Origin of the sequence: Paenibacillus sp. LBL (genome assembly GCF_029893715.1) — a bacterium.
In the GTDB taxonomy this organism is placed as follows: domain Bacteria; phylum Bacillota; class Bacilli; order Paenibacillales; family Paenibacillaceae; genus Paenibacillus_AQ; species Paenibacillus_AQ glucanolyticus.
Map to the genome: position 1 here is coordinate 64,767 of NZ_JARXYU010000009.1, position 12,505 is coordinate 77,271.

At 50.7% G+C, this 12,505-nt stretch carries 9 protein-coding genes; 8 read left to right on the forward strand and 1 reads right to left on the reverse strand.

Features of this window, described 5'->3' with window-relative positions:
* Positions 1-109 precede the first annotated feature (109 nt).
* Together M2277_RS19075 and M2277_RS19080 are read left to right on the forward strand one after the other, a co-directional pair.
* Positions 110-1,408 carry a hemolysin family protein gene (locus M2277_RS19075; protein ID WP_280755364.1) on the forward strand — a complete coding sequence of 433 codons (1,299 nt, stop codon included), beginning with the start codon at positions 110-112 and terminating at the stop codon, positions 1,406-1,408.
* 80 nt (positions 1,409-1,488) lie between these two features.
* On the forward strand, positions 1,489-2,556 hold the full coding sequence (locus tag M2277_RS19080; RefSeq protein ID WP_006208111.1) for a hemolysin family protein: 1,068 nt from the start codon (positions 1,489-1,491) through the stop codon (positions 2,554-2,556).
* Between the two features lie 193 nt (positions 2,557-2,749).
* Here the strand turns inward: M2277_RS19080 and lacZ are convergent, their stop codons facing one another.
* Positions 2,750-5,872, reverse strand: a complete 3,123-nt coding sequence (lacZ, locus tag M2277_RS19085; protein WP_280755366.1) for a beta-galactosidase, LacZ type — start codon at positions 5,870-5,872, stop codon at positions 2,750-2,752.
* Between the two features lie 187 nt (positions 5,873-6,059).
* Between lacZ and M2277_RS19090 the strand changes: the two genes are divergently transcribed.
* From M2277_RS19090 to M2277_RS19115, 6 genes are all read left to right on the forward strand, one after another.
* On the forward strand, positions 6,060-6,653 hold the full coding sequence (locus tag M2277_RS19090) for a TetR/AcrR family transcriptional regulator (protein ID WP_006208113.1): 594 nt from the start codon (positions 6,060-6,062) through the stop codon (positions 6,651-6,653).
* Positions 6,654-6,678: 25 nt separating this feature from the next.
* Positions 6,679-7,458 (forward strand): alpha/beta fold hydrolase, encoded by a 780-nt coding sequence (locus M2277_RS19095; protein ID WP_063478529.1) that lies wholly within the window; start codon positions 6,679-6,681, stop codon positions 7,456-7,458.
* 85 nt (positions 7,459-7,543) lie between these two features.
* Positions 7,544-8,740: an acyl-CoA dehydrogenase family protein gene (locus M2277_RS19100; RefSeq protein ID WP_006208115.1), complete on the forward strand. Its 1,197-nt coding sequence runs from the start codon at positions 7,544-7,546 to the stop codon at positions 8,738-8,740.
* 261 nt (positions 8,741-9,001) lie between these two features.
* Positions 9,002-9,769, forward strand: coding sequence for a hypothetical protein (locus M2277_RS19105; protein ID WP_280755368.1), 768 nt, complete (start codon positions 9,002-9,004; stop codon positions 9,767-9,769).
* A 224-nt stretch (positions 9,770-9,993) separates the two neighbouring features.
* Complete coding sequence (locus M2277_RS19110; protein ID WP_280755369.1) at positions 9,994-10,767, forward strand: MerR family transcriptional regulator; 774 nt, start codon at positions 9,994-9,996, stop codon at positions 10,765-10,767.
* A gap of 237 nt (positions 10,768-11,004) precedes the next feature.
* Positions 11,005-12,429, forward strand: a complete 1,425-nt coding sequence (locus M2277_RS19115) for an alanine/glycine:cation symporter family protein (protein ID WP_063478531.1) — start codon at positions 11,005-11,007, stop codon at positions 12,427-12,429.
* The last annotated feature ends 76 nt before the right edge of the window (positions 12,430-12,505 follow it).

Here is a 12,505-nt window from a genome sequence, read left to right on the forward strand (position 1 = left end):
CTGCCTCTTCTGCCTGGGTATTTGTAATACATGATGTACTTGCTTCTGAATAACATTGAATACAGCCTTAATTAAATCTGGAGGTGAATCCCTCTTAAGAGGGAAATCATTGGACATTATTACCATCACTAATTTATTCATACTTGCAGTTCTGATTGCATTGACAGCGTTTTTTGTGGCCTCTGAGTTTGCTGTTGTAAAAATTCGTATGTCTCGGATTGATCAATTAATTGCTGAAGGGAATAAAAAGGCGGTTGTGGCCAAAAAAGTAGCCGGCGACCTTGATTATTATCTATCGGCCTGCCAGCTCGGGATTACGGTAACGGCTCTCGGACTTGGAGCCATTGGTAAGCCTGCCGTTGAACGCATCATGTACCCGGTATTTGATCTCTTTAACGTATCGGCCTCAACGGCTTCGATTGCTTCCTACGCCATTGCCTTCATACTCGTGACATTTCTGCATGTCGTGGTTGGGGAAATGGCACCCAAGACGCTGGCAATCCAATTCTCGGAGAAGATGACCCTGCTGCTCGCTGCCCCGCTGTATGGGTTCGGGAAAATCATGAAACCATTCATTTGGGCATTGAATGGAGCATCACGAGTATTGCTGCGTTCCTTTGGCGTGAAGCCTGCTGGACATGAACAGGCTTACTCGGAAGACGAGCTGCGCATTATTATGACGCAAAGCTATCAGGGCGGCGAGATCAATCAGACCAAGCTGGCTTACATGGAGAACGTATTCTCATTCGATGAGCGTGTGACCAAGGATATCATGGTGCCGAGAACCGCTCTGGTTACCCTCGACAAGGATATGAAATACCCGGATATCGTCCGTATATTGGATGAACACAACTATACGCGATATCCTGTCATTGAAGAGGGCAGCAAGGACCGGGTGGTCGGCGTTGTCAACGTGAAGAAGATGCTGCCGCATATCGTGGCTGGACGGGAGCGCAAACTGGCGGAATTTGTCCGGGACCTTCCTATCGTGCTTGAAGTTACGCCGATCCATGAAGCGATGTTGAAGATGCAGCAGGAACGTATGCATATGGCTCTGGTTATCGATGAATACGGCGGCACATCTGGGATATTGACCATGGAAGATATATTGGAAGAGATCGTTGGGGAGATTCGTGATGAATTCGATGCCGACGAAGTGGCGGATATCCGGAAGACCGGGGAACGTGAATACCTGATTAATGGACGGGTTCTCCTGGATGAGCTTGAGAAGCAGTTTGGACTGGTCTTCGAGAATCGTGAAGAGATGGATACGATTGGCGGCTGGATTCAGTATCAGAAAGGCACTACGGTTCAGGACGGCGATGAGATCAAGCAAGGCGAGCACGTATGGGTTGTATCGGAAACCGATAACTTGCAGATTAAACAAGTCATTCTAAGACAAGCTTGAGATTGCGTGTTAAGGGCTTCTCGTTGATACATTCAGACCATCATTTTTTTGGAGGTGAATCCCTCGACTGAGGGAAATCATTGGACGGAATAATCGTGTTAAACTTATTTTTAGTAGCTGTGTTTATAGGACTGACAGCGTTCTTTGTCGGAGCCGAATTCGCGATATTGAAGGTACGGATGTCAAGAATCGATCAATTGATTGCAGAGGGTAATAAAAAAGCTGTCAAGGCCAAGAAGGTAGCACACGAGCTGGATTACTACTTGTCTGCCTGCCAGCTCGGGATAACCATAACGGCGCTCGTACTCGGAGCGCTGGGCGAACCGACGGTTGAGCGGATGCTCCATCCTCTGTTTGAGAGATTTGATGTGCCGGCTGCCATTGCAACCGTGCTCTCCTATGTCATTGCTCTTTCGATTATCACATTCCTGCACGTTGTCATCGGAGAATTGGCACCGAAAACATTGGCGATCCAATTTGCCGAGAAGATGACGCTGCTGCTGGCATCGCCTCTATACTGGTTCGGTAAAATCATGTACCCGTTTATCTATGCACTGAACGGAGCTTCGCGTCTTCTTCTTCGTATATTTGGCGTAAAGCCGGCTGGACATGAGACGGTCCATTCCGAGGAGGAGTTGAAGTGGATTGTGGATCAGAGCTACGAGAGCGGCGAGATCAACCAAACTGAGCTGGATTACCTGAAGAATATATTCGCTTTTGATGAGCGAACCTTACAGGAAATCATGATTCCTAGAGAGCGAATCATTACGGTGGAACAGGGCTGGCCGCTTGCTAAAATCATTGAGGTTCTGGGTGAGTATGATTATACCCGCTATCCGGTTGCCGAAGCAGGGAATGCCGATCGTTTCATCGGGTTTATCAACACCAAAGAGATGCTGACAGGCATTGCGGCTGGAAGGGACTGCGCCGTGCATGAATTTATTCATGAGATGCCGCGTCTTTCGGAATCGTCCTCAATCAAAGACGTCCTGATCAAGATGCAGCAATCCCGCGTCCACATGGCGATTGTAACGAATGAGTCGGGCGCTGCCGCCGGACTCGTGACGATGGAGGATATTCTGGAAGAAATCGTCGGGGATATCCGGGACGAATCGGATCGCAATGAGCTGCAAGGCGTACAGGCGTAAGTGATATAGGATTCGCAACCGATCAAGAAAAAGTAAATAACCATGCCCTCTTCCCTCCATTTGGGAGGTGAGAGGGCATTTTTTTGTTATATTCTCTATGTTTCTATCGGAATTCTCACTGTGACCTGCGTTCTGGCCTCTGCGCAATATTCTGGCTGCTCAATGGGTCACGGTTAACCAGCATTCGTATATTTCACCCTTGGCTTGGCCTAATCGTGAATCCGAAGCTGTACGTACGGTTTGCAGGCAGGGTGAATTCCTCATGAATGGGCGCTCCCCAGCTGTCGTCGCCGCCTACACCCATCTGCTTGTAGTTGATGCGCAGGACGGTTTTATCGCTTGCGGGAAGTTTATAAGCATGGTCACAACGTTCCAGTTCATCCGGCGTCCACGGCAGAGCGCATAACTCCATGAGCGATGGGCTTTCGAAGCGGAGGCTGACGCCGCTGCTTCCTGCGTTAAGGCTGGCGAAGCGGACATCCGTTTTATTCCCGCACTCTTGGGGTCTCAGATAGGGGACAAACTGATCCGCCACCTTCCCCGAATATCGGCCGATTTTGGCTCCGGTCTTCCGGTCCCAGTAATTCTCATGAGGTCCGCGGCCGTACCAGCGGAGGGTGTCCAGTTCGTTATCCAGCAGGAACAGCATGCCGATTTCCGGAATCTCGGGCAAGCCGCTGCCAGGAATGAAAGTTTCATGCACATGAAGCGTTCCGTCAGGGAAGATCCGATAGTCCAGGGTCAGGCTGGATATGGGGTGGGTCTCCATCTGATATTGACTGGAGACGATAACGGCAGGGCCCTCGGTTTGCCAGCTCAGCGATATCAGCTTCCGCTGATTATGGGCGGTTCTCCATACGCCGCAGCGTTCAGGGAGGCGGTTGCCCAGATCGTTATCGGTAACGGCCCGCCAGAAATTAGGTCTGACGGGAGCTCGCAAGTATTCCTTGCCGGACAGCGCGTAAGATGTCAGATCGCCGGTGATCTGGTTAAAGCACAGCGAAACGGCAGACCCTGTGATGAGGAGGTCTTCTTCAGACTCGGTAACATTCAGCAAGGCATCCGTCTGCCCATGAGCGCCGTGCTCCGATTTTTCCGTAACGTATGGTGTAAGAGCGAACTGTTCCCAGGCCTCTTCATGTCCGGCTGGCGCCCACTTGACGCTTTCCTTCCTCACGAGGGAGAGGGTGAGAATCGCTTCCTTTCCATTATGTTCCATAGGAAAGCGGGGAATCGAGAATTCGGTATGCTCGCCCGGAGGCAGGGAAAGCTGAAGTGTACCGGATTGGCTCTCTTCTCCGTTTAGTTGCACGTCCCATTGTACAAGATACTGATCCAGATTGGTAAACAAGAAGCGGTTGCTGACCCGAATCCGACCTGCGGCAGGATCGGTGCTTTCGAATTTGACGTTCTGATAGCATTTTTTCACTTCATCCAGCTTTGGCGTTTTGCTGCGATCCGCGAAGATCAGGCCGTTCCCGCTGAAATTGCCGTCATGCGGCGTCTCGTTAAAATCCCCGCCATATGCAAGGTATTCTGTACCGTCCGGCGTCTGGGTGCGAATCGCTTGATCGATCCAATCCCATATGAAGGCTCCCTGTAAGATGTCATACTTCTCAAACAGCTCCCAATAGAGGTGAAGCCCGCCGCATGAATTGCCCATCGCGTGGCTGTACTCGCAAATAATGTAGGGCTTGCCCGGATTGCTGGTTGCATACTTCTCCACATCCTGCGGCTTGGCATACATGGTGGACTCGATATCGCTGGCGGCTTCGGATTCCCTGTAGTGGAATATCCCTTCATAATGAACCAGCCGCGATGGATCGACCTCCTTAAGGAAATCATGCATTGCTATGAAGTTGTCGCCGCCAAAAGACTCATTGCCTAATGACCAGATGAGGATGGAGGGGTGGTTCTTGTCTCGTTGAAACATCGAATTGCAGCGGTCCAATACGTTGTCGCGCCATTCGAGTTTGCTGCCCGGAACCGTATCCTTCAGTTCCTGCTGCCCATACACCCAGGTGCCGTGTGTCTCCAGATTCGTTTCATCGATGACATATAGGCCATATTCATCGCAAAGGTCATACCATATGGATTGATTCGGGTAATGGGACGTCCGTACCGCATTAATATTATGGGTCTTCATCAGTTCGATGTCGGTGATCATGTCCTCGCGGCTTAGAGCCCGTCCGGTATCAGGGGAGAACTCGTGCCGGTTGACACCCTTGAACAGAATGCGCTGCCCATTGATTTGCATCAATCCGTTTTTAAGCTCGAAGCGGCGGAAGCCCGTGCGGCAGCTTACGGCTCCGAGACATGCACCGTCTGAATCTTTCAATGCCAGAACTACAGTGTAGAGGCAGGGGGATTCCGCGCTCCATCGTTCAGGCTGATGAACGTCCATGCCCAGGGAGAAGGTGTCCTCATCAATAATGTAATCCGCGATGGTGAGTGATTGCTTCTGAACCAGTCGATGATCATGATCGTACAGCAGCGCCTCAAGCCGAAGGGTGTCCTTATCGATGGTTTCATTAAAATAATTCGTGATGGCTGCATCAATCTGCAATTCGGCATTCCGGTAATCATCATCGAGAATCGTCCGCACGAAGAAATCCGAGATATGAAGCGCAGGGACCGAATAGAGGTAGACGTCACGGAAGATGCCGCTAAGTCTCCAGAAATCCTGATCCTCAAGCCAGCTCGCATCGCACCATCGGTATACTTCAACAGCCAATTTGTTCCCGCCCTTGATCAGATAGGGAGTAATATCGAACTCGGCCGGTGTGAACGTATCTTCGCTATACCCGACCATTTCGCCGTTCACCCATACATAGAAAGCGGATTCAACACCTTGAAAGCTAATATAAACCGGCTGCCCCTCCCATGTATCGGGTACCGTGAATTCCCGGATGTAGGAGCCTACGGGATTATATCGGGTTGGCGCGAAGGGAGCTTTCAATTCAGGCTCCGAATCGGACCAAGGGTATCTGACATTCGTATATTGTGGATAGTCATAGCCTTGAAGCTGCCAATGGGAAGGGACGGGAATATCGGCCCAGCTACTGGAATCATAATCGGTTTCATGGAAATGGCGAATGCGTGCTTCCGGTGTTTCCGCAAAAGCGAATTTCCATGTCCCATTCAATGACTTATATAAGGGGGACAAGGAGTGGTCGTGGTTTAACGCTTCGGATTCGGATGGGAACGTCATCATATAAGCGTGTGCCTTGTGACGATTTAGCTGAAAGATATGGGGGTTATTATTCCATTCGGGATAACCGTTTGCAGGTGCCTGGTAAACGAACTTCGTACGCAATTTGCTCAGCTCCTCCTAGATTATGGTTTCCTTCTACTGACAGTATAGAGGTTAAACCCGCCTAAGAGAATAAGACATATTTCACGTTTCTAAGATAAGTGGCCGGGAATTAAGGGTTTACATGTAAAAAGGTCTATGAAATAATGATTAGTAAATAATCATTCACTAATTGATTGGAGTGTATTGGATGGTACGACCTCGCGAATTTCAAGACGAGGCCATATTTGATGGCGTCTACAGAGCGCTGTGCAAAAAAGGCTACGGTCAAGTAGCGTTAACGGATATCACGCATGAAATGCATATCTCGCCGGCAGCCTTAATGAAGAGATTCGGCTCGAAGAAGAATATGTTCCTGGCATACAGCGATTATGTCATTGAATTAACCCGGCAAGCCTTCCATGAGGCCAGCCTGTCTGATCAACCCAGAATCGATGCACTAAAGGCCGTGTTCAAGCACTCTACCTCACGTATGAGCCATCCCGTTGAATTGGCTAACCACACTTCCTTCTATTTGGAGAGTACGGCCGATCCCGATCTGCTGGAGAAGACGCAGTACCGGTTGCGGCTGATCGATGAGTTTACCCGGCAGATGCTGAACCAGGCGATAACAAACAACGAAATCATTCCATGTGATGTCGCTTCGCTCAGCAGGGTATTACAGGCTGCCATCAGCGGTGCCATGCTGATCTGGATTAAAGAGTCCAACCGGTCATTGGACGAACTGTTTGATGAGTGCTTTGATGTGATATTTGCCTCGTTAACAAACAGCGATAAGCCGTAATTTCATGAGTTGAAGGGGGAGCGTCATGCCAGTTTATAACGGAAGTGGAGTCGATTTGTATTATGAAGTACAAGGGGAAGGGAAGCCGCTTGTGTTTACGCACGGGGCCTCCTGGAATCATAAGCAATGGCGGCCGCAGATCGACTGTTTCTCGCAAACTCATAGAACCGTCGTGTGGGATATTCGGGGACATGGTTCGTCTGCCCTGCCCGATGGACAAGTGAATTCGGAGGATTTTAGCCGGGATTTGGCGGATCTGCTGGATCATCTGAACATAGATAAAGCTATCCTATGCGGGTTATCTCTGGGCGGTCATATCTCGTTACAGACTGCAGTTCGCTATCCTGACAAGGTTGAAGCGCTGGTACTGATAGGCACTCCATTCACGAATGCGTTCAATTGGTTCGAGCGAATGTTTGTGCCCCTGAACCGTTGGTCGAGTTACCTCATGCCGATCTCTTTATCGGGGAAAATCCAGGGCAAGATGTTATCCAAATATAATAAGGACAATCAAGCCTATATCGAGGAAGCCTTCGGCTCCATAACGCATCGCGATTGGGTTCGGATATGGGATGCGGTTACCCGAATGGAGAGCAGGCAGGACTTGCACAAGATCCAGTGTCCAACATTGCTTCTTCAGGGCGAAAGCGACACGATGATCCGCAGGCAGCAGGAATACATGCTGGAGAGAATTTCGAATGCGCGATTGGAAATCATCCGGAACGCCCACCACGCCACGAATCTGGATAACCCGGATGAGGTGAATGAAGCCATCGCTTCATTTCTGGCAGGAAACGTTATTTAGCCCTTCATTGACACTCCAAAATAGGGTTGCTACAATTTTATGTATATAGCCATCGGAATAATGGGTTAATGAGGAGGGGACGACCTTGAATCGATTCGGTTCTACAGATCCATTCATACGTAATGAACGCGAAGCATGGATTGTTGCTCGGGCCGACCAGCTCGGAGCGAAATTCGCGGAAAGAGCACCCAAGCATGATCTGGAGGGATCGTTTCCGTTCGAGAATTTTGAAGACCTGAAGGCATCGGGTTATCTGAAGCTGACCGTGCCGGAATCCTTCGGCGGAGAAGAAGCCTCCGTCTACGAGATGGTGCTTGCCCAGGAAAGGCTTGCCCGAGGGGACGGGTCCACTGCGCTGGCCGTCGGCTGGCATATTGGGCAAATGCTGCAGCTGCGTCTTTCCGGTGCCTGGCCGGCGCCGTTATTTGAGAAGCTGTGCAAGGACGTTGTGGCCGAAGGCGTCGTCATGAATGAGCTGGCAAGCGAGCCTGCGACGGGAAGCCCCAGCCGGGGCGGAAGGCCGGAGACGACTGCACGGCGGGTGACGGGTGGCTGGAGCATTACGGGACGTAAAACCTTCAGCACCTTAAGTCCGATTTTGAAGCAGTTTGTTGTTACGGCGGGAATGGAGCACAGCGAGAAGGTTGGTGCATTTCTGGTTCGCAGCGGGCCCGGTGTCAAGGTTGAGGAGACCTGGAATACGCTGGGCATGCGGGCGACAGGAAGCCATGACGTGATTCTGGAGGATGTATTTGTGCCGGATGCGGAAGTGATCCGTGGACTTGATTATGAGAAACCTGAGGAACCCGTACCTACAGAAGGCGTCCTGCTTCACATACCGGCATGTTATATGGGGATTGCCTATGCCGCGCGCAATTTTGCTATCGATTTTGCACGACATCATAAACCGAATTCATTGACAGTCCCCATTGCGGAATTGCCGAATATTAAACGCCAGATCGCTCAAATCGAGGTGGATCTGCTCACAGCCCGAAGCTATTTGTATCAAACGGCCGACCGCTGGGACAAGGAAGTGGAGAACCGCGCTTCGCTAAAGCCCGAACTCGGTCTCGCCAAATACATCGTGACCAACGCAGCGGTTCGGATTGTAGATCAGGCTATGCGGATAGTCGGTGGATTAAGTCTATCCCGGAATCTCCCCTTGGAGAGAATGTACAGGGATGTTCGGGCAGGGCTTCATAACCCGCCAATGGACGACATGGTGCTGACTAACCTGGCCAATCGGGCCATTCAGGAAGCTGCGGATGAGGGGGATGAATGAAGGCCCTCCATAATAGGTTAGGCAATATGGAATTGCATGCTATATGATCATGAAGAGAATGGATGAACATGAACTGCCGGGAGGCCATCCCCGGCGGTTTTTTTGTGCAGGATCAGCTGGTTTTCTACGTTGTCGACCCCGCATTCAGCAAACCTTCAGCTAGGCCTAAGCCTGGCATAATCTTCCCCTAAGTTTACTTTCAGCTTCCTTCTCTATACTTCAAATGGTAAGACAAACTATAACCCTGAAGGAGAGATTACGATGAATCCGATAAGTAAAAAAGTATTAGTGGGCAGCATGGCGGCAGCGATTCTGCTGGGAGGAGCCGGATATCTGCAGAGCAAGACCTACGCCGCGGCAAGCACGGACACTTCCGCCTCGGTTACTGAGGAAGGGCAGACAGGCACATCTGATTCCGTAAAGAAATGGGAGGGTAAGCGGATGGATCATAAGGGAGGAGGTCCCCGCGGAGGCAACATCTTGAAAGAAACGGCTGAGCTGCTCGGACTGACCGAGGCCGAGATCCGAACGGCGCTTGAAGGCGGCAGTACATTTGCCGAGATTGCCGAAGGTAAAGGGATGACGAAAGCTGTATTGGTACAGAAGCTGACCGATCTGGAGACCGCCAAGATTGAGGAACGTCTGAGCGAAGGCAGTATTACGGAAACCGAAGCAGCCGAGTGGAAGGAGGGGCTAAGTGCCCGTCTGGAGCAAATGGTGGCGAGCAGTGATCCCGGTTTTGGGATGAAAGGTCATGGCAGAGGGGGGCATGGCTTCGGGAAATTCGGTAATCCGGAGGAAATAGCCGCCCTGCTCGGTATAACGGAGGACGAGCTCAAGGCAGGCATGGAAGATGGTAAATCGTTGGTCGAGCTGGCTGCCACCAAGGGAATTACAGAGGAGCAGCTGCTGCAAAAGCTGAAAGATCAAATGACCGAGCCCTTGAAGCAGTGGATTAACGAGAAGCATACGGACGCGGATAAATCAGGAGCTGCTGCTAAAACCGATACCGAAGATGAAGCGGTATAACAATGTATCATTTGCTTGAACCAGGTGCAGTTACGTTAAGATAATGGATGCTGCCCCGCCGCTATTCATGATAGAGGTCGCCCGCTATCCTATGGGGCGAGTTTTCAGTCAGTCCTCCACCTTGTGTGGGGGACTTTTTGGTTTGGCTCTGAATTTTTTTCGCGCAATGTGTTGACCTTAACGTTACGTGAAGGTGTACAGTGGTGTTGTCAGGAGGTGAAACCATGGAATACACGGTGCAGAAGCTTGGGAAGTTGGCAGGAATCAGTACCCGGACGCTTCGGTATTACGATGAGATTGGCATTCTGAAGCCGGCCAGGATCAACTCGTCGGGATATCGGATTTATGGGCAGGAGGAGGTCGATCAATTGCAGCAGATCCTATTTTACCGGGAGCTCGGGCTTCATCTGGACGGTATCAAAGAAATTCTGACCTCGCCATCCTTCAACAGATCCCGGGCGCTCCAGGAACACCATGCACAGCTTCTGGACAAAAGAAAGCAATTGGATATGCTGATTACCAATGTGGAGAACACGATCGCCTCCACGGAAGGGAGAATGACCATGAGTGACCAAGAGAAATTCGAAGGATTCAAACAGAGGTTGATTGAGGACAATGAGCAGAAATACGGTAAGGAAATTCGCGCGAAGTATGGCGAAGAGACTGTGAATAAATCAAATGCCAAGCTGAAAAATATGACGCAGGCACAGCATGATGAGGTGACGCGCCTCGCGGAGGAGCTGTACGAGACGCTGGCCGAAGCGTTCAAGCAAGGCGATCCGGCCAGCGATCTGGCGCAGAAGGCAGCCGATCTTCACAAGCGGTGGCTCACTTATTATTGGAACGATTACAGCAAGGAAGCCCATGCTGGCCTTGCTCAGATGTATGTCGACGATGAGCGCTTTACGGCCCATTACGATGAGAAGCATCCCGGAACTGCGGAGTTCCTTCGGGATGCGATTCTGATCTATACGGGCGCAAAACCTCCATCCATATAAGGCAAGCTGAAGAGAGTTGCCCTGCTCTGATTGCAAGTCCCTCTCACTGTTGTTAACACGCAGTGGAGAGGGACTTCTCTTATATGGAAGGCCAAGAAGAACCCGCGCTGTTCATCAAGCCCCTGATTTCCACAATTAACCTCTTGTATTTGAGGGGGAAGTAATGGTTAGATGAAAATTGGACTATTTTTCACAAACCTACACCATGGGTGATGACTTATATAGCGAGGGTAGAATATGGATCAAATTGTACAGCATGCCGTTAATATCTTTAATGATTTTCTCTGGTCTAAACTGCTCATCGTATTGCTGATTGCGGTTGGCCTGTATTTCACAGTGGGGACCAGATTCCTGCAGTTTCGTTTGATCGGTGAAATGCTCCGGGTAATCCGCGAACCCAAAAGTAAAACAAAGGGCAGTATTTCGCCCTTTCAGGCATTTGCCATCAGTATGGCGGCGCGTGTCGGGACAGGGAATATTACGGGGGTTGCTCTGGCCATCTCCCTTGGCGGCCCCGGGGCAGTGTTCTGGATGTGGATTATTGCGATTATCGGGTCAGCCTCAAGCTTTATCGAGAGCACGCTGGCTCAGATTTATAAAGTAAAGGACGGAGCGGGCGGTTATCGTGGCGGTCCGGCCTATTACATGGAGCAAGGATTGAAGAAACGGTGGATGGGTGTGCTGTTTGCAATCCTGATCACGTTATCATTCGGCCTTGTCTTTAACGCGGTTCAATCCAATACCATTACGATTGCCTTCGAGAATTCATTTGGCGCGGATCGTTTAACCATTGGGATCATCATGGCGGTTATATTTGCGGCGATCATCGTTGGCGGAGTGAAGCGGATTGCCAAAATGTCGGAGCTGATCGTTGTTGTATTGGCCGTGGTTTATGTCGGTGCGGCACTCTTTATCGTATTAGCCAACATTACCAAACTGCCGGAAGTGTTAGTTCTTATTGTCAAAAGCGCGTTTGGCTATGAGCAAATCGCTGGCGGGACTATCGGTGCGGCGCTGCTGAACGGAATCAAAAGAGGCCTGTTCTCCAACGAAGCGGGAATGGGGAGTGCACCGAACGCCGCAGCAACCGCAACGACAAGCCATCCTGCGAAGCAAGGGCTGGTGCAGGCGCTTGGTGTGCTGATCGATACGCTGGTTATATGTACAAGCACGGCCTTCATTATTCTCTTCACCGGCGCGTACAAGCAGACCGGGCTTGACGGGATCGCGCTGACGCAGGCTGCCCTGGGTATGGAGATGGGAGCGTGGGCGTCCGACTTCCTGGCGATTATGATCTTCCTGTTTGCGTTCAGTACGCTGATCGGCAATTATTACTACGGGGAGACCAACATCGAATTTTTGAAGTCGAACCGGGCTTGGGTTTGGATCTATCGGGTAGCCGTGCTGGCTATGGTCATTTTTGGTTCGGTTACAAGCGTGAAGCTGGTGTGGGATCTGGCGGATTTATTTATGGGATTGATGGTCATCGTAAACCTTGTGGCGATCACACTCCTTTCCCGGAAGGCCTTCGCTGCGCTTAAGGACTACTTGAAGCAGAAGCGGGCAGGTCTGGATCCTGTCTTCACCAAGGACAGCATTCCAGGGCTCCATGATGTGGAGTGCTGGGATGGACAGAACACGTCGTCCTCTGAAGCGCAATAATAGATGAATGAATGTGGAATCGTCATGGCAGCAGCATTTGTTGCGGCTGTGACGATTTTTTTATTTTTACCTGTAA

Excerpts from the sequence above, each read along its gene's own strand:
- M2277_RS19095 (WP_063478529.1), top strand. The coding sequence starts at position 6,679 with ATGCCAGTTTATAACGGAAGTGGAGTCGATTTGTATTATGAAGTACAA.
- M2277_RS19090 (WP_006208113.1), top strand. The coding sequence starts at position 6,060 with ATGGTACGACCTCGCGAATTTCAAGACGAGGCCATATTTGATGGCGTC.
- M2277_RS19105 (WP_280755368.1), top strand. The coding sequence starts at position 9,002 with ATGAATCCGATAAGTAAAAAAGTATTAGTGGGCAGCATGGCGGCAGCG.
- M2277_RS19110 (WP_280755369.1), top strand. The coding sequence starts at position 9,994 with ATGGAATACACGGTGCAGAAGCTTGGGAAGTTGGCAGGAATCAGTACC.
- M2277_RS19115 (WP_063478531.1), top strand. The coding sequence starts at position 11,005 with ATGGATCAAATTGTACAGCATGCCGTTAATATCTTTAATGATTTTCTC.